Here is a 17,055-nt window from a genome sequence, read left to right as displayed (position 1 = left end):
AACTACATATTAATATATTAACTGAAGTGACATATATGTCAGAAGCAAATGGCAACACTTGCATATATATAGATCATAAAATACGCCATTTTGTCAGTTACTCTAATTTGGAATAGAATTTGATCTTTTTTATATAATTAAAAAACAGCAATATATGGCAAACACTCACTCTCTTTTTCAAACATTCAATTCTGATTTACAGATCACGAATACTAAAAAAAATCGCCTGATAACCTCTAGAGATAATCTAAGAGATAAAATCAGAACACACTTTAGTAAAAATCATCCAAATTATCACCCTACATTTTGGATGCAAGGTTCCTACAAGATGAAAACGACGATTAGAACTAAAGATGATACCTGTGATATTGATGACGGAGTTTATTTCGAAAAAAATCCAGATAATGTAAGTTGCACCACTTTGCAATCTTGGGTAAAAGATGCTGTAACGGGAACAACAGATAATATTAGCCATCGTAAAAAATGCATTACAGTAGATTACAAAGCAGACTATAACATCGACTTACCTGTTTATATATTTGATAAGAAGGTGGATAAACATCCATTCTTAGCCATTAAAAATGAAGACTGGAGAGAAGACGATCCCAAAGAAATGGTAGCAACATTTAATGAAGCTAAAGACAGTAAAGGACAATTGTTAAGAATAGTAAGATATTTAAAGGCTTGGTGTGATTACAAAAGAGATAAAATGCCAAGTGGTCTAGCCATGACTATTCTTTCTATGGACAATTTTCAAACACATGATCGAGATGATGTTGCACTAAAGTTTACATTAATAGAAATAGAAAAAATACTTAAAGACAAGTTTGAATGCATTGTACCTGCAACTCCACATGATGATATTTTTGAAGAATATGATGAAGCACGAAAAAATAAATTCATGAATAACCTATCTTCATTTATTTCAGATGCTAAAAAAGCAGTAGACGAAGAAAAAAATCAACTTAAAGCTAGTCATTTATGGCAAAAGCATTTAGGTGACCGATTCCCCGATGGTGAAGATAAAGACGAAAGTGAAATAAAAGCAAATACAATTACTACTGTCATAGGTTCATCAAAACCATATTATGACAAAGGGTTATAAAATATTTGAGAATCAACTGGCTGATACCTGTTTGGAATTACCTAATTTGCGTATTAAGACTAAAAATGAACAGAAGTATTTGCAAGGAATAATTGATATAAAAAACTCTGAGCAGGAAACTATTCAGAGTTTTCTTATTGAGATACATTATGCTAAAGGATTTCCATATCGCTTTCCTAAACTATTAGAAGTAGGAGGAAATATCCCTTGTAATCCTGACTGGCATAAATACAGTGACAATTCATGCTGTATAACAGTTGACCCAGATGAAATTTTGCAATGTAAACATGGAATTAGTATTATAGAATTTATAAGAAAGCAGGTAATACCATATTTGGCAAATCAATGTTACAAAAAAATTACGGGTAAGTATAAAGATGAATATCCACACGGAAATAAAGGCATTTTCGTATTTTACACAGCATTGATGAAAACATCAGATCAAGAAAAATGGATACAATATATAAAATATGCATTTGGAATAGAAAAACTTAAAATAGGACGTAATGACTTATGTATTTGTGGAAGTAGATGCAAATTTAAAAAATGCCATCAACTAGTGTTTGACACACTTCGACAGATTGGCAAAGACAATATATTGAAACATTTGAAATTCATAATCTCTTAATACAATTATTTATGATAAAGAAAAAATTGTTTATTGGTTCTTCTAGCGAAGAATTGAAAATTGCAAAAGCTGTTAAAAGCCTTTTAGAAGATAATTTTGATGTTACAATATGGGACGAAAATGTTTGGGACACTTCCGTTTTTAAGTTAAATCAAAATTTTCTATCCAATTTACTGAAAGCATCTTTACAATTTGATTTTGGTATATTAATTGGAACAACAGATGATAAAGTTGTAGTTAGAGAAAAAGAAGTATTACAACCTAGAGACAATGTTATTTTTGAACTAGGTCTGTTCACTGGACGTTTAGGCACATCAAAATGTGCATTCCTTATTGATAGACAGGTGAAATTACCATCTGACTTTAACGGATTAACTTTAGCTAGATTTGATAATGCAGACCCAAGCAGTTTGATTAATGAAACCCGAAAAATCCGTGATATGTTCCTTGCAACAGATGATGATGATATAAACTTTTTCCCATCTGCAACCCTCGCTGCTGTTTACTATGAAAACTTCATTAAGCCTACATGCCGATACCTTATAGAAAATGGAGGTCTTGAGATCGATGGCTGCAAATACAAGAATTGCAATATAAACATTATCATCCCTAATACAATTAACAGTGATGTAAATTTACAATTTCAAAAAATAAAAAAGAATTTGAATACAAAAGATATAACGTTTAATTGCTCAGGAAGACCTAGAAATATAACAATTGATGCTCAGATAAAAGAGAATACTTTAGATATTCTTGACTTTCCTACTGTAATTTCAGGTATTAATCATGCAATTTCCAACTTATTACCTCAAGATTTCAATAAGTTTACCCCTGATTATACTATTATATTAAATAGAGAGCTAAGACGGTTCATAACTACACTCAAAAAACTACTTATTAGAGGTGGATTTGATGAAATGGTTTTGGTACGCAAAGATTTGGAAGCATAAACACGTTTTGAGAATAATATTTTAAGAAATCAATTAATTTACTATCTTTGTCCCTAGTATTCTCCATGAGCAAACTGCTGCAAAAGCACGTAGCAAATTAGTGGGATAATTCATGGGATATGCTTGAAGCAAAAGATATAAAGTTTTAAATATCAGCGTGGTAACTTCGATAGGAGAACCCCAGGCGGATCACTGAAAACAAAAGAAAAATCAAGCAAATCCCTGGTAATTAAATATTATCAGGGATTTCTTTTGTTCGCCCAGCATGTTTCTATTCTACCAGGTGCAAGTCCTCAATACACCCTGATAGTGGGAAGTGTCCGGCCCAAGACAAGGGTGTCCATCGTGAGTTGGAATCTGAAGGAAGTCGGCGGCAAACATCTGACCTGACGAACAGAAACTTGATATAAGGGCCAAGAACGTGGGTTAGTTTGCCAATCAAAATAAAAGCCTGATAGCTATTCGGAACGTTCATGGTAAATCAAGTAGGTATAAGATGGAAAGAATAGAGTCTTAACTGGGGAGGTCTTACAGACGTGCAGATGTTTTTTTCAGAAGCACGGAGTAAAGCTTGCTGTGAGAAGTCAGCAGATGCCGTAGTAGATACGGATACAAGTCAGCTCATGGAAAAAAATGTACAGCAGGAAGTCTAACCAAGTATTGAAGGGCAGAACCTTATTGTAAGTGAGTAGTGAATGAATGTTGCCTGATGAAAGAACGAATGCAGAAAATATCAACGGGTAGTGATAGCTGTCACGATGGGAATAGGACGGAGTCCGAAGGCTATGGTGGAGTGCAGACTTTCCTTGGGATAACAGAAAATAACCTCACGGAAGTACGTTTTACGGGGGACGCTCTACTGGAACAAATCCTTTCGCCACATACCTGACAAGGCTTACAAACAAGTCGTGTCCAATCATGGAAGTGGGGGAGTCGATGGAATGAAAACCGACGACCTCTTACCCTGGTTACGGCTTCATAAAGAAGAGTTGTCGTCAGCCATTAGCCAGGTAAATACCGCCCAAATCCTGTTTTCGTGTAGAAATTCCCAAGAATGACGGCAATAAACGTCAACTGGGCATTCCTACGGTAGTAGACCGTTTTGTTCAACGGTCTCTATCACAAATTCTCTCTCCCTTCTACGAGCGAGAATTTAGTGATTCCAGTTATGGATTCGGTCCTTATCGGAGCAGCCATGATGCATTAAAACAAGCTCAAACTTATATCACCTCCAGCTATAAATATGCTGTTGACTTAGATTTGGAGCGATTCTTCGACACAGTCAACCATAGTCGGCTGATAGAACTCCTATCCAGACGTATAACGGATAGTCGAGTTGTTTCGCTCATCCATAAATACCTTTTGGCCGGAATTCCAATAGGTTAAGTTTATAGATAGTCCTTCCGGAGTCCCTCAAGGTGGTCCTTTAAGTCCTTTCCGGTGAATGCCGCCTAAATGTCCATCCCAAAAGTTACACTTGATGAATGGTACAGGCACCGACTTCGGATGTGTATTTGGAAATGTTGGAAGAAAACGAAAGTAGGAAGAAAACTACTTCGTTTTCCTCCTACTTGATTTCTAATAGATGAGCAGGATTATTTTATGGTTAACTCCATTTGAATGTCACCTCTGGCATACAATGGGTGATATTCTGCAACTTCTTTGAAGTCCAGTTTGCGATAAAGATTGATTGCCGGTTTTAAAAGAGTATTACTTTCTAAGAATATCTTTGTTGCGCCTAGTTCTTTTGCTTGGTTTATTACAGCTTCGCATAAAAGTCGTCCGATGCCTTTTCCATGAATATCGGGTGTTACGGCAAGTTTTGCTAATTCGTAATCATATATCGAATCATTCATTTTGCAAAGGGAACATACACCGACTGGTTCACCTTTATAGGTTGCAACAAAAATATAACCGCCCTTATCCAATATATTTTCTTGTGGATAATCAAGTATTTCCAGATCATGTGCTTCCAATTGCCAATGTGAAGTAATCCAGTTTTCATTCAAAGATTTGAATATTGGTTGATGACTTGGCTCATAGGGGATTATCTGTATATCCTTGTTTTCTCTGATTTTCTTTGCTTCTTTTACTCGTTGCAATAAACTTTTCTCGGATAACAAATCTTCCCATTCTCCAATTGCTTTCCATAAATCATTACGGGTTTCCTTAGAAATATCATCAATAGCAGTCGTTACATCTATAAGTGACTCAGCCAGGATTTCTGACATTTGTTTTCCCTTTGTGGATAAAGCGATAAGTTTTTTTCTCTTATCGGTTTTATCTGCAATCTCTTTCACGAGGCTCTTCGTTTGCATCTCCTTTACAATATTGCTTACTGAAGGGTGCGAATGTCCTATTTCTTTTGCGATAGACGTGATTGCCATCGCTTCGCCTTGTGATAAGATAAAAAATACGGGAAACCATTTGGGGTTCAGATTGATCCCGTACATTTTGTAGATGGAAGTAGCATCTACCGTTATTTTATCGGTCAGCATACGTAATCTGCTACCGATAGCCATTTTGCCCGTCTTTTCAAAGAAATTCATGTTCTTTCAAATTTAATATAAGTAGATATGTAATTGATTACGCAAATCTATGGAGTATTATTTGAAAACCCAAACTTTTTGAGGGGAATGTGTAATCGATTACATATTATTTTGATGCAAGTAGCTTTTTCAAGTTTTGTCTGATAATCAGTCGGAACAATCCATACTTATTATTCCTTCTTCCGATCGTATTTTTAACATATTCTTTTCATCTCTTGCGTATTTCGACTGATTTATCCAGGGTGTCATAAGTCAGTATGCCTTCCGTCCGATTGTCGAGCTGTGCGATTAGTTCTCCTTCCGTATTCCAGATGGAGGATTTGCCGGCACATTCGTAGCCGCCTGATTCCCCGATGTAGTTTGACATGAAAGTTGTCATTTTATATGTAGAAGCTATATTAGAGAGTTTTTCAATATCGGCGTTTACGCCGTTGACGGAGTTGAGGACGCTTGCCATGTAGATGGTTGCATTCATCTTATGCGCATAGGCGGTGTGTTCCTTATTGGATAGTTCGTAGCAGATGGCTGGGGCAATGATATTGGTTTCGTCCAGGGGTATGAGACAAGGGGTATTGCCGGGTGTGAATATATTTTTTTCCGTAGGATATAGGTATTGTTTTGAATAGGTGATCCTCTCTTTTCCCGGCTGGAAAATAATCATGCCGATAAATAAGTTATTATTGTCGTTGATGGGAAGTCCTGCACCTATGATAATATTCTTTTTGTCGCTTATTTTTTGCAAGGGATTCAACCTGTCGTCCATTGAATGGGTTGCCAACTCTTTTGCCAGCCCTGGTTCGTAGCCTGTAAGTGATAGTTCGGGAAACATGATTAGGTCTGATTGTCCGGAAGATGCAGCTTCGATAAACTGCAGGTGTTTATCCAGGTTCTTTTCGATATCACCTTTGATTGCTTCTATTTGTGCAATACTTATTTTCATATATTTTCTGCTATGAATTTGTTGAATACCTCTAATTGTTTCTCTGTATGGAAGTAATGAGCTGATCCCTCGACAATCTCCAACCGGCAGGAAAACTGCTCGGCAAATTGGTATATGATGTCGTTTTCACATAGTTCGTCTTGGCTGCCATATAAAATATAAGTAGGAATAGTCCAATGGGATACCGGATGGTTTTTTACGAAACTGTAATAATCCCAATATAGCTTTTGTCCCATGGGAGTGGATATGGTTTGTTTGCTTTCCAGTTCTTCTTCCGTAACGGAAAACCAGCCCATCATATTTTCGATAAGACGTTGCATATCGACGATCGGGGAGAGGAACCAGGTTTTTTCTACCGGTTCGTCAGGATAGGCCAGGAGGCTGAAATAGGCTCCCAGACTGTTTGCAAATAAACTGATATGTTTCCAGTTGGCTTTTGCATATTGCATGATGTCGGCCAGGTTTTTGATACAATACTGGACTTTGCAAGGCGTGCCTTCTTTGATGCGATCTCCGTGTTCCGGAAGGTCGAAGCTCAGTACCTGATAGTTGTTTGCCAACGCATTTTTTGCAACGATTTCAATCGGTATATCGGCTTTATTTGACATATTTCCATGGATTGCAATAATGACTTTTTCGGCGTTGTTTCCCCATAGGATGGCAGGTATATTATTTATTGTAAGGACTGTCTTTTTCATGATCAATTATTTTGTCACTTTTGGACAAAAGTATGGCTTAATTTTCAATCAGGCAAAATCGCTTGGATTTATCTTTGTGTCTGTTATCGACTTAATTCTTCATTTCGTCATCTGAATAGGGAGGTTTGTCTATTAACTTTTAACAGGAATAAAAATCAACCTACTTTTATCCAGGAGAGTAATACAAATATAAGAGTCAACTTTATTCACAATCTAAAAATTGAACGAATGAATAACTTATCGAAAATGAAACTTCTCGGGCTATTGCCTGAAAAGCCGCAGAAAGCGATTAACATAGAAACGTCCAATGTCCATGAAGAGTTAATCAAACACATAGTGGCCATGAGCCATTCGGAAGATTATTCACATGTCTTCCGGACGTTGACACTTGCCCTTGCCCGGAATGAGAAGTAATTTTCAAATAGAAGACAGACCGGTAGGGCTTAACACCAATTCGTAATCCGCTACTCCCAGCCAGCGGTCGAACTTCAATCCGACTTGTTCGAACCTGGATACCTGGTTGAAGCCTAGTTTGGCATGTAAGATGTTACTTGTTTCATTTCCTTCCGTTATGCAGGCGATGAGTGCATGGAAGCCTCTGCGATGGCATTCGTCGATCAATTTTTGCAGGAGTTGACGTCCGATGCCTTTGCCTGTGTGTTTGGGAGAGAGGTAGATTGTGGTTTCCAGCGTGTATTTATAGGCCGCTTTCTCTTTCCACGGGTGAGCATAGCAATAACCTGCAATTTCGTTGTCAGCTTCATAAACAAAATAAGGAAAATTAGTTGAGATCGCTCTTACACGGGCGCACATTTCTTCCTCTTTCACAGGCTGTGTTTCGAATGTGGCTGTACTGTTTATAACATATTCGTTATAAATAGCCGTAATAGCTTTCACATCTTCTAATCTTACCTCTCTTATCATATATCATAACTCTTTAGGGCTGTAAAAGTAAAGAATTATTTTAAAAGATCATCTATGATATTATACTGTTGGTTAAAGAACAACCAGTTTGTCTTTTATATCCTCTTTTTCCTGCGGGGTGATGATATGATATGCATCCGGTAGAAATTATCTATTCCGTATATCCTGTTTCCCTTATCAAGGAAACTAACCGTTTCGACCTGGTATTGGCAAAGTCGGAAGGGATAGGTAGTTTTCCGTTTTTCCGTTTTTTTCTGGATGGAGAGATGAAGGATGTGGAAAAGCCTGTTCCTAATAATCCATCGGCTAAACCGGGTGTGGACAGGTTTAATAAAGCGAAGCTTGTCGATGAACTCGGCCTGCAACTCACAACAAAGAAGAGTGAGGTCGGCGCCTTTTATCTCCCTGGTTATCCCTTTACGACCGACGATGGTTTAAAGATCGAATTTGAATATATGATGTATCTCTTGACGAGCTGGTCATCGGGCTTACTGCGGCAACAGGAATAGAGACCAACTACACCAATGTTATCAAGAATCTTCGTATCACCCTGTTATACGGAACCAATACGGCATGATATAACGGATCATCGTCGGGGAGCTATTACAATACATCCTTTGGAGAGTGATTTGGGTTATTTCGACAACGGTGATACGCCGATAGGAAGTAAAGACTATCTGGACCCCTCGAGTTTCCGCTTCTGGACGGATGAATATCTCCGTATGATGATGGGAAATTTCGTTCGTCATTGGTGACTATATCCGTAACGATAGTGGATAATTATCCTTGATATGTACTGACAATATGAAAATGAAGTTGACAGATGTCACTTGTCAACTGTCAACTTCAAAAATGTTTCATTTCTGATAACGGAAATTACTTTTATATTTTAGCAAGGGCCTGATCCAGATCGGCCAGCAGGTCATCGATATGTTCTGTTCCGATTGATAAGCGTACTGTACCCGGATAAATTTCTTGTTCTGCCAACTCTTTTGCATTGAGTTGCGAATGTGTTGTGCTGGCTGGATGGATAACCAATGATTTCACATCAGCAACGTTTGCCAACAGTGAAAATATTTCCAAACTGTCTATAAAGCGGTGCGCTTCTTCTTGTCCCCCGTTTATCTCGATTGTGAAGATGGAACCGGCTCCTTTCGGGAAATATTGTTCATAAAGGGCATGGTCGGGATGTGTTATTAATGCCGGGTGATTAACTTTCTTCACTTTCGGATGGTTTCTTAAATACTCTACGACTTTCAGTGCATTTTCCACGTGACGCTCTACGCGTAATGAAAGAGTTTCCAAACCTTGCAGCAGTATAAAGGCATTGAATGGGCTAATGGCTGCTCCCGTATCGCGTAACAGGATTGCACGGATGCGGGTTACATAAGCTGCCGGACCGGCGGCATCAATAAAACGTACACCGTGATAACTTGGATCGGGCTCAGTCAGTTGAGGAAACTTGCCAGAAGCAACCCAGTCGAATTTACCGGAGTCGACAATGACACCACCCAATGAAGAACCGTGTCCACCTATGAACTTGGTGGCAGAGTGTACAACAATATCTGCACCGTGTTCAATGGGACGGATCAGGTAAGGTGTGCCAAAAGTATTGTCGATAATCAAAGGTATTTTGTGTCGATGGGCGATATCGGCGACAGCCTTTATATCGATAATATTTGAGTTCGGATTGCCTAGTGTCTCGATGAAAACAGCTTTTGTATTTTCCTGGATCGCTTTTTCAAAGTTCGATAAGTCGGAGGGATCGACAAATGTCGTTGTCACACCGTATGTAGGGAGTGTATGTGCCAGTAGGTTATAACTTCCTCCATAAATAGTTTTGGCAGCTACAATATGATCGCCTGCACGGGTGATATTCTCGAATGCATACGTAACGGCTGCTGCTCCTGAAGCGAGAGCCAATCCGGCCACACCTCCTTCGAGTGCGGCTACACGTTGTTCGAAAACTCCCTGTGTAGAGTTAGTCAGGCGCCCATAAATATTGCCCGGGTCCTGTAAACCGAAGCGGGCTGCTGCGTGGGCAGAATTATGGAACACGTATGAAGTAGTCTGGTAAATGGGAACTGCACGTGCATCCGTAGTTGGATCGGCTTGTTCTTGTCCTACATGAATTTGTAATGTCTCGAAATGTAATTTCTTTGTTGCCATAATTGTATATTCTTTTTAGTTTGTTTGTTCTTGAATTATTTTCTGACAAATGTATACAGCTTGGTTATATCAAACAATATTTAGATTAAATATGGAAAATATCACTATATTTGTGGTTGTATAAAGAAAATATGAATTGAGGAACTGTTAAAAAGGTTTCTTGTAAAGAATTTTATTCTATGGATACTTTGGATAAAACGGATTTGCAAATTCTCCGTACGCTGCAAGAGAATGCCCGGTTGACGACAAAAGAGCTGGCTGCCCGGGTGAGTCTTTCATCGACACCTGTGTTTGAACGGCTTAAACGACTTGAAAGTAATGGATATATAAAGAAGTATATTGCCGTATTGGATGCCGAAAAGTTAAATCAGGGCTTTGTGGTTTTTTGCAGTGTAAAACTGAGCAGGCTTAACCGGGATATCGCAGCCGAGTTTACGCGGATAATACAGGATATTCCCCAGGTAACAGAATGCTACAACATATCCGGGCGTTATGATTATCTTCTGAAGATCCATGCTCCGAGTATGAAATACTACCAGGAGTTTATTCTCAATGTGTTGGGAACGATTGACAGTCTGGGTTCTCTGGAAAGCACTTTCGTTATGGATGAAGTGAAGCATGACTATGGCATTCATGTTTAAGAAGTGGATAGGTATAAAAAAACGAAATGGCTAACTTTCACAAGTGGGCCATTTCTTAACCAAAACCTTAACTATGAAAAAATTTACGTTTTTATAAAACAAAGTTACTACAAAAAAGAGAAATGCGGAAAGATATAGTGATAGAATTGAGTTACAAGGGTTTCAGTCGTGCTTCCGATTATTCGTGAAGCCATCGCAATCACCGCTGAAGCCAAATCAGGACGCCGCTACGTTACTTGTCCGTAACCATGCACGGAATGGCGACAAACGGACACGGATAACGAAACAAGGCGTTAAGGATTAGTGAGTTACTGACAACTCACGCAACAAATCCGGTTACGGAAAAAGATTGCGCCGTTCCTCCCCGTTTTGCGTACCGGCGACGGACTCTTCACCAACTAATTTTGAACCTAAAAAAATAAGGACGATGAAGAGTACATTTTCAGTAATCTACTACCTCAAACGTCAGGTAGTGAAAAAGGACGGGACAGTACCCGTCATGGGACGCATTACGGTGGACGGCAGCCAAACGCAGTTCAGCTGCAAACTGACCGTCGATCCCAAGCTGTGGGACACCAAAGGGGGACGTGTCACGGGCAGAAGCTCGGCGGCACTCGAAACGAACCGCATGCTCGACAAGATGCGTGTGCGCATCAACAAACACTATCAGGAAATCATGGAGCGTGACAACTTCGTCACGGCGGAGAAGGTCAAGAACGCCTTTCTCGGACTGGAACATCGCTATCACACGCTGATGCAGGTGTTCCGGCAGCACAACGAAGACTACGAGAAACAGGTGGATGCTGGCATGAAAGCCAAAGGCACGCTCCTGAAGTACAGGACCGTTTACAAGCACCTGCAAGAGTTCCTCACCATCCGCTACCGCGTGAAGGACATCGCGCTGAAAGAGCTTACGCCCGCCTTCATCTCCGACTTCGAGATGTTCCTGCGCACGGACAAGCACTGCTGCACCAACACCGTGTGGCTGTATGTCTGCCCCTTGCGGACGATGGTGTTCATCGCCATCAACAACGAGTGGCTCACACGCGACCCATTCCGGGAGTATGAAATCAAGAAGGAGGAAACGACACGCAGTTTCCTGACGAAAGAGGAAATCCGGCTGCTGATGGAGGGCAGGCTGAAAAACGCCAAGCAGGAGCTTTACCGCGACCTCTACCTGTTCTGCGCCTTCACGGGCCTGTCGTTCGCCGACATGCGCAACCTGACGGAAGAGAACATCCATACCTACTTCGACGAACACGAGTGGATAAACATCAACCGCCAGAAGACGGGCGTGGTGTCCAATATCCGCCTGCTCGACATCGCAAAGCGCATCATCGACAAATACCGGGGTCTGTGCGGGAACGGCAGGATTTTCCCCGTTCCCCACTACAACACGTGCCTTGCCGGAATCCGTTCCGTCGCCAAGCGTTGCGGCATCACCAAGCACATCACGTGGCATCAGAGCCGACACACGGCAGCCACGACGGTGTTCCTCTCCAACGGCGTACCCATCGAAACGGTCAGTTCCATGCTGGGACACAAGAGCATAAAAACGACGCAGATATACGCGAAAATCACCAAAGAAAAGCTCAACCAAGACATGGAGAACCTTGCCGCAAGGTTGAACGGCATCGAGGAATTTGCAGGTTGCACCATCTAAAAAGAAAAGCCATGAAACGTGACATAATCATCATAGAGGACAAGGCGGTCAGCGTAACCGGTAACGAGATATGGATGACCTCCACAGAAATCGCCGGACTGTTCCACACGGGCGTCCCGGCAGTGAACGCCGCCATCAGAGCCGTCCGCAAGCCGGACGTGCTGAACGACTACGAGGTGTGTCGCTACATGCGGCTTGAAAACGGGCTTTCAGCCGACGTGTATTCGCTGGAAATCATCATCCCCATCGCCTTCCGGCTGAACACCTACCATGCACACGTGTTCCGCACGTGGCTGGTGGGCAAGGCACTCTCGAAGGAAAAGCGGCAGGCATACGTGATGTTCATACAGAACGGAAAAGCCGGGTATTGCTAAACACGCATAAAAAGAAAAAAGAAAAAGGAAACGGACAGCCCGTATGGAGTTGCCCGTTTCCTTTTTTCATGCAGCCGCCTTATTCCATCGGCTTGCGGTAGTTCGCCTCCAATAGTTCACGCAACCCCGATTCGGGGTAAAGCACCTTCCCTCCCAAAAGTATAAAGGGCAGCACCCTGTTGTTGCGGTACTCCTGCAAGGTGCGGCGGCTGACACGGAGCAGTTCCGCCACCTCCCTGTCCGTCAGGTAACGCTCCCCGTCCAACGGCGGGCGGTAACTTTCCAGAAAGGCGGAGAGCCATTTCGAGCCTTTGCGCATGTTCTGCACGACGGTGGCAAGCGGCTCGTCCTCCATCGTAAACACTTCATTGTTCTCGTTCATCATAACTTCGGATTCAGTGGGTTGTGAATAATAAAAATCAAATCATTTTCCGCCGGGATAGAGCGTGCCGACAAGCGGAATGAGCCTTTTGACCTCCTCCGGCTTGTAATAGAACCTGCGGTTTATCTGCGAGTAGCCGATAAGCCGCCTGTCACGCAAAGTCTGCAACGTGCGCGGGCTGATCCTCAACTGCCCGCAGACCTCCTCGCCCGTGAGCCACCTTTCCATCCGCCCGCCGTCGCTCCTGCGCCTCAGGGCGGCTACCTTCTCCGCGAGGGCGTTGAAGGACGCCACCATCATCTCGAAGGTCTTTTTCTCGATAGATACTATTTCCATAAGCAAAACATTTCAGAGTTTGCCGCAAAGGTAACGAAGCCGCCTTGAACACGTACCGTTTCCCGCTAAAAGGCAGCTTGTTGCGCCGTCTGTCCGGGTTACGGAGCCATTATCCGTAAAAATCTTACGTGAGCCACGTAGTGAGCTGTTAAAGCCCATTTGGTTTATTGCCGAATTTTGTCGCAGAAACATAGCGCAAGCCGAGCGCAGAACGTCAAGCCCGCTTGAACGGTATGCCGAGGCGCAGCCTATGTTCATGCAAATAAACCAAAAGAAAGAACTGAATATGAAAGTGATAACGATGGAAAGTTCCGCCTTCACCGCATTGACGGAACAGATAGCCGAGATAGCGGCACACGTGCGTGCCGTTTCCGGCGGTAGGAAGGAAGAAGCTCCCGACAGGTTGCTCACCACCCGCGAGGCGGCGCACCTGCTGAACGTGAGTTGCCGCACCCTCCAGCGCATGCGCAGCGAACAGCGCATCGCCTATGTCGTGCTGCGCGGCAAGTGCCGCTACCGGCAGTCGGAAATCGACCGCCTGCTCGAAGACAGCACCGTTACGGGCGAAGCCGCGACACCGGAACAGTTGAAACGCAACCACACGCTGCGCACGGGCGGCAGACCCAAAGGAAGGAGGACGTAAGACATGGAACTGCTTACCCGCAACAATTTCGAGAACTGGATGCAGAAGGTGATGGAACGGCTCGACCGTCAGGACGAGATGCTGCTCTCCATGCAGCCGTCCGGCAAAGCCCCGAACCCGATGGACGGGATCAGGCTTTTCGACAACCAAGACCTGTGCATACTGCTCCAGATCAGCAAGCGCACCCTGCAACGCTACCGCAGCATCGGCGCGCTGCCCTACAAGACGCTCGGCAAAAAGACCTATTACAGCGAGGCGGACGTGCTGACGTTCCTCTCCGAACATGTAAAGGATTTCCGCAAGGAAGACATAGCCTTCTACAAGGCTCGTATCCATAATTTCTTTCAAAAATAACCATTAAAACATTTTTCAGATGGCAAAGAAAAAAGACGAAAAGGACGTGCTGGTTGCCCGTGACACGTCCCCCTTTGGTGTCCCACAGCTTGGGATCGACGGTCAGTTTGCAGCTGAACTGCGTTTGGCTGCCGTCCACCGTAATGCGTCCCATGACGGGTACTGTCCCGTCCTTTTTCACTACCTGACGTTTGAGGTAGTAGATTACTGAAAATGTACTCTTCATCGTCCTTATTTTTTTAGGTTCAAAATTAGTTGGTGAAGAGTCCGTCGCCGGTACGCAAAACGGGGAGGAACGGCGCAATCTTTTTCCGTAACCGGATTTGTTGCGTGAGTTGTCAGTAACTCACTAATCCTTAACGCCTTGTTTCGTTATCCGTGTCCGTTTGTCGCCATTCCGTGCATGGTTACGGACAAGTAACGTAGCGGCGTCCTGATTTGGCTTCAGCGGTGATTGCGATGGCTTCACGAATAATCGGAAGCACGACTGAAACCCTTGTAACTCAATTCTATCACTATATCTTTCCGCATTTCTCTTTTTTGTAGTAACTTTGTCAAGCAAAGTTACTAAATTTGCAGTCAAGCAATTTCAATTTTTGAATTATGTATTTCAGCAGACCTTGGACTTCTATCTAAGTGATAGGCAGTCCTGAAAATTCCAATCTCTTTTAGGTCAAGACAATTAGTCTATGGGTTTCGTGTACCGACTTTTTTGTAAAGGCGTTACGTTGTCATAGTTGCTCTGTCGGGTAATACTGTCTATTCACTTCTCCACGATTTGAATTCAAGTATTCACCTGTAAGAAGTTACTAAACCTGTTGGCGGAATTAATTTAGTGCATACTTAATTCTGCCAATGGGCTTGTCGTTAATGAAGTTTACGTATTGCAGAATGGTAAGTGCACTAATTTTGCCAATGATTCTGGCAAACAAACCATTCGTTATTTTCGCGTAGTTCCTGATGACCAAGAACTGGTCTGTAAGTTGTGAGAATATTGTCTCAATCCTCTTTCTTGCCTTTGCAAACGGAATGAATGTCGGTTTCCAATCCTTTTGGTTGAGCCGATACGGACACTCCAGTCTTATGTGTGCGGTTTCGAACAAGTCAAGCTGTACGTCAGCTCCAATATACCCTTTGTCACCATAGATGCTACAGTCGTGATAAGTATGTTTTACATCCTTCATATAATGGAGGTCAGCCACACTTGCCTTTGACAGATCATAGGAATGGATAACTCCACTTAACCCACAGAGAGCGTGTAACTTATAACCAAAATAATACGTGTTCTGCGAAGCACAGAAGCCGAAGTCGGGAGCTTGCGAGAAATTGCCGGCACGCCCCATCTTGCAACGTTTTCCTCTTGCAACCCTACAGACCTCTATCGGCTTGGAGTCAACAAAGAATTGTTCCTCTCCGCCATCCATTTCCATGGCAATCCGCTTGCGCAGTTCCTCACACAGGCCTGACGTTTTCTTCCTGCGGTCATTGAACTGTCTCCTTGATATGAGATTGGGAATGCTGTCCTTGTATTCTTGCAATTTATAGTCGAACAACCACTTCTCACTATCAATGCTCTCGGTCTCTGCCGTCAGGGATAGCGCCACCACTTCCAAATCCGAAAACTTGGGAACAGGACCACGACGTGGAACATTACCCGAATCATTGACGAGATTTTCAGAGAATTGCTTGCATATCTCAAGTATTTTGACGAATTTTGCATAAAGGTTGTACATACGATGGTTTGAACTTAATGTTTTAATCACCACTAAGTTACTAAAAATCAGCGACATGTACAACTTTTTACTCATATTTATCAACTTAAATTAATTCCGCCAACGGGTTTACTAATGACAAAAAAGAAATTGCCCGTTCGTTTTACGGGTCAGCACTTTACTATTGATAAAGTGCTAATAAAAGATGCAATAAGACAAGCAAATATAAGTAATCAGGATACGGTTTTAGATATTGGGGCAGGCAAGGGGTTTCTTACTGTTCATTTATTAAAAATCGCCAACAATGTTGTTGCTATTGAAAACGACACAGCTTTGGTTGAACATTTACGAAAATTATTTTCTGATGCCCGAAATGTTCAAGTTGTCGGTTGTGATTTTAGGAATTTTGCAGTTCCGAAATTTCCTTTCAAAGTGGTGTCAAATATTCCTTATGGCATTACTTCCGATATTTTCAAAATCCTGATGTTTGAGAGTCTTGGAAATTTTCTGGGAGGTTCCATTGTCCTTCAGTTAGAACCTACACAAAAGTTATTTTCGAGGAAGCTTTACAATCCATATACCGTTTTCTATCATACTTTTTTTGATTTGAAACTTGTCTATGAGGTAGGTCCTGAAAGTTTCTTTCCACCGCCAACTGTCAAATCAGCCCTGTTAAACATTAAAAGAAAACAGTTATTTTTTGATTTTAAGTTTAAAGCCAAATACTTAGCATTTATTTCCTGTCTGTTAGAGAAACCTGATTTATCTGTAAAAACAGCTTTAAAGTCGATTTTCAGGAAAAGTCAGGTCAGGTCAATTTCGGAAAAATTCGGTTTAAACCTTAATGCTCAAATTGTTTGTTTGTCTCCAAGTCAATGGGTAAACTGTTTTTTGGAAATGCTGGAAGTTGTCCCTGAAAAATTTCATCCTTCGTAGTTCAAAGTCGGGTGGTTGTCAAGATGATTTTTCTGGTTTGGTGTCGTCTTT

At 42.0% G+C, this 17,055-nt stretch carries 23 protein-coding genes and 1 pseudogene; 15 read left to right on the top strand and 9 right to left on the bottom strand.

What is annotated here, in order from left to right; translation table 11 throughout:
* Positions 1–154: 154 nt before the first annotated feature.
* From M1P97_RS06485 to M1P97_RS26435, 6 genes are all read left to right on the top strand, one after another.
* The gene (locus M1P97_RS06485) at positions 155–1,105 is read left to right on the top strand and encodes a CBASS cGAMP synthase (RefSeq protein ID WP_249388679.1); all 951 of its coding nucleotides are present in this window, start codon (positions 155–157) and stop codon (positions 1,103–1,105) included.
* Positions 1,089–1,733 (top strand): YecA family protein, encoded by a 645-nt coding sequence (locus tag M1P97_RS06480; RefSeq protein WP_249388678.1) that lies wholly within the window; start codon positions 1,089–1,091, stop codon positions 1,731–1,733. Before M1P97_RS06485 ends, M1P97_RS06480 begins: the two co-directional genes overlap by 17 nt.
* Before the next feature lie 11 nt (positions 1,734–1,744).
* The gene (cap12, locus tag M1P97_RS06475; protein ID WP_249388677.1) at positions 1,745–2,683 is read left to right on the top strand and encodes a CBASS system CD-NTase-associated NAD(+) hydrolase Cap12; all 939 of its coding nucleotides are present in this window, start codon (positions 1,745–1,747) and stop codon (positions 2,681–2,683) included.
* Positions 2,684–3,392: 709 nt separating this feature from the next.
* Positions 3,393–3,572, top strand: a complete 180-nt coding sequence (locus tag M1P97_RS06470; RefSeq protein ID WP_229058567.1) for a hypothetical protein — start codon at positions 3,393–3,395, stop codon at positions 3,570–3,572.
* Positions 3,573–3,697: 125 nt separating this feature from the next.
* The gene (locus tag M1P97_RS06465; RefSeq protein ID WP_317242476.1) at positions 3,698–4,069 is read left to right on the top strand and encodes a reverse transcriptase domain-containing protein; all 372 of its coding nucleotides are present in this window, start codon (positions 3,698–3,700) and stop codon (positions 4,067–4,069) included.
* Between the two features lie 69 nt (positions 4,070–4,138).
* A complete protein-coding gene (locus M1P97_RS26435) occupies positions 4,139–4,258 on the top strand; it encodes a group II intron maturase-specific domain-containing protein (RefSeq protein ID WP_195373694.1) in 120 nt (39 codons plus the stop codon).
* Positions 4,259–4,278: 20 nt separating this feature from the next.
* Here the strand turns inward: M1P97_RS26435 and M1P97_RS06455 are convergent, their stop codons facing one another.
* The 3 genes from M1P97_RS06455 to M1P97_RS06445 form a co-directional block, all read right to left on the bottom strand.
* Positions 4,279–5,232, bottom strand: a complete 954-nt coding sequence (locus tag M1P97_RS06455) for a bifunctional helix-turn-helix transcriptional regulator/GNAT family N-acetyltransferase (RefSeq protein WP_249388676.1) — start codon at positions 5,230–5,232, stop codon at positions 4,279–4,281.
* Positions 5,233–5,440: 208 nt separating this feature from the next.
* Positions 5,441–6,172 carry a carbon-nitrogen hydrolase family protein gene (locus tag M1P97_RS06450; protein WP_249388675.1) on the bottom strand — a complete coding sequence of 244 codons (732 nt, stop codon included), beginning with the start codon at positions 6,170–6,172 and terminating at the stop codon, positions 5,441–5,443.
* On the bottom strand, positions 6,169–6,870 hold the full coding sequence (locus M1P97_RS06445) for an alpha/beta hydrolase (protein ID WP_249388674.1): 702 nt from the start codon (positions 6,868–6,870) through the stop codon (positions 6,169–6,171). The genes M1P97_RS06450 and M1P97_RS06445 overlap by 4 nt, the downstream gene beginning before the upstream one ends.
* Before the next feature lie 228 nt (positions 6,871–7,098).
* Here M1P97_RS06445 and M1P97_RS06440 point away from each other — a divergent pair, with 228 nt between their 5' ends.
* Positions 7,099–7,284: a hypothetical protein gene (locus tag M1P97_RS06440; RefSeq protein WP_195373708.1), complete on the top strand. Its 186-nt coding sequence runs from the start codon at positions 7,099–7,101 to the stop codon at positions 7,282–7,284.
* A gap of 3 nt (positions 7,285–7,287) precedes the next feature.
* Here M1P97_RS06440 and M1P97_RS06435 read toward each other — a convergent pair whose 3' ends face one another.
* Positions 7,288–7,794, bottom strand: coding sequence for a GNAT family N-acetyltransferase (locus tag M1P97_RS06435; protein WP_249388673.1), 507 nt, complete (start codon positions 7,792–7,794; stop codon positions 7,288–7,290).
* A gap of 131 nt (positions 7,795–7,925) precedes the next feature.
* On the opposite strand from M1P97_RS06435, the gene M1P97_RS06430 reads away from it, so the two are divergent.
* Together M1P97_RS06430 and M1P97_RS06425 are read left to right on the top strand one after the other, a co-directional pair.
* Positions 7,926–8,303: a hypothetical protein gene (locus M1P97_RS06430; protein ID WP_249388672.1), complete on the top strand. Its 378-nt coding sequence runs from the start codon at positions 7,926–7,928 to the stop codon at positions 8,301–8,303.
* Positions 8,304–8,318: 15 nt separating this feature from the next.
* Positions 8,319–8,549, top strand: a complete 231-nt coding sequence (locus M1P97_RS06425) for a hypothetical protein (protein ID WP_249388671.1) — start codon at positions 8,319–8,321, stop codon at positions 8,547–8,549.
* Between the two features lie 127 nt (positions 8,550–8,676).
* On the opposite strand, the gene M1P97_RS06420 is transcribed toward M1P97_RS06425, so the two are convergent.
* Positions 8,677–9,963, bottom strand: coding sequence for an O-acetylhomoserine aminocarboxypropyltransferase/cysteine synthase family protein (locus tag M1P97_RS06420; RefSeq protein ID WP_249388670.1), 1,287 nt, complete (start codon positions 9,961–9,963; stop codon positions 8,677–8,679).
* Between the two features lie 179 nt (positions 9,964–10,142).
* Here M1P97_RS06420 and M1P97_RS06415 point away from each other — a divergent pair, with 179 nt between their 5' ends.
* The 3 genes from M1P97_RS06415 to M1P97_RS06405 all read left to right on the top strand — a co-directional run bounded on the left by M1P97_RS06415 (position 10,143) and on the right by M1P97_RS06405 (position 12,641).
* Positions 10,143–10,604, top strand: a complete 462-nt coding sequence (locus tag M1P97_RS06415) for an Lrp/AsnC family transcriptional regulator (protein WP_075557703.1) — start codon at positions 10,143–10,145, stop codon at positions 10,602–10,604.
* Between the two features lie 427 nt (positions 10,605–11,031).
* Positions 11,032–12,267, top strand: coding sequence for a site-specific integrase (locus M1P97_RS06410; protein WP_008645569.1), 1,236 nt, complete (start codon positions 11,032–11,034; stop codon positions 12,265–12,267).
* An 11-nt stretch (positions 12,268–12,278) separates the two neighbouring features.
* On the top strand, positions 12,279–12,641 hold the full coding sequence (locus M1P97_RS06405) for a hypothetical protein (RefSeq protein ID WP_008645570.1): 363 nt from the start codon (positions 12,279–12,281) through the stop codon (positions 12,639–12,641).
* Between the two features lie 79 nt (positions 12,642–12,720).
* On the opposite strand, the gene M1P97_RS06400 is transcribed toward M1P97_RS06405, so the two are convergent.
* A complete protein-coding gene (locus M1P97_RS06400) occupies positions 12,721–13,026 on the bottom strand; it encodes a helix-turn-helix domain-containing protein (RefSeq protein WP_008645571.1) in 306 nt (101 codons plus the stop codon).
* A gap of 39 nt (positions 13,027–13,065) precedes the next feature.
* On the bottom strand, positions 13,066–13,359 hold the full coding sequence (locus M1P97_RS06395; RefSeq protein ID WP_032535412.1) for a helix-turn-helix domain-containing protein: 294 nt from the start codon (positions 13,357–13,359) through the stop codon (positions 13,066–13,068).
* Between the two features lie 286 nt (positions 13,360–13,645).
* Between M1P97_RS06395 and M1P97_RS06390 the strand changes: the two genes are divergently transcribed.
* Both M1P97_RS06390 and M1P97_RS06385 read left to right on the top strand, forming a co-directional pair.
* The gene (locus M1P97_RS06390) at positions 13,646–14,002 is read left to right on the top strand and encodes a helix-turn-helix domain-containing protein (protein ID WP_032535420.1); all 357 of its coding nucleotides are present in this window, start codon (positions 13,646–13,648) and stop codon (positions 14,000–14,002) included.
* A 3-nt stretch (positions 14,003–14,005) separates the two neighbouring features.
* Entirely contained in the window at positions 14,006–14,356 is a 351-nt protein-coding gene (locus M1P97_RS06385; RefSeq protein WP_008655857.1) for a helix-turn-helix domain-containing protein, read from the top strand.
* 55 nt (positions 14,357–14,411) lie between these two features.
* On the opposite strand, the pseudogene M1P97_RS06380 reads toward M1P97_RS06385, so the two are convergent.
* Both M1P97_RS06380 and M1P97_RS06375 read right to left on the bottom strand, forming a co-directional pair.
* A pseudogene (locus tag M1P97_RS06380) lies at positions 14,412–14,582 on the bottom strand (Arm DNA-binding domain-containing protein); the annotation flags it as partial.
* 601 nt (positions 14,583–15,183) lie between these two features.
* The gene (locus M1P97_RS06375) at positions 15,184–16,164 is read right to left on the bottom strand and encodes an IS982-like element IS1187 family transposase (protein WP_032536584.1); all 981 of its coding nucleotides are present in this window, start codon (positions 16,162–16,164) and stop codon (positions 15,184–15,186) included.
* Positions 16,165–16,203: 39 nt separating this feature from the next.
* Here M1P97_RS06375 and erm(F) point away from each other — a divergent pair, with 39 nt between their 5' ends.
* On the top strand, positions 16,204–17,004 hold the full coding sequence (gene erm(F) / locus M1P97_RS06370) for a 23S rRNA (adenine(2058)-N(6))-methyltransferase Erm(F) (protein ID WP_004295323.1): 801 nt from the start codon (positions 16,204–16,206) through the stop codon (positions 17,002–17,004).
* The last annotated feature ends 51 nt before the right edge of the window (positions 17,005–17,055 follow it).

The organism is Parabacteroides leei (assembly GCF_023369805.1).
In the GTDB taxonomy this organism is placed as follows: Bacteria; Bacteroidota; Bacteroidia; order Bacteroidales; family Tannerellaceae; genus Parabacteroides; species Parabacteroides leei.
This window is presented reverse-complemented; position numbering and strand designations above follow the sequence as displayed.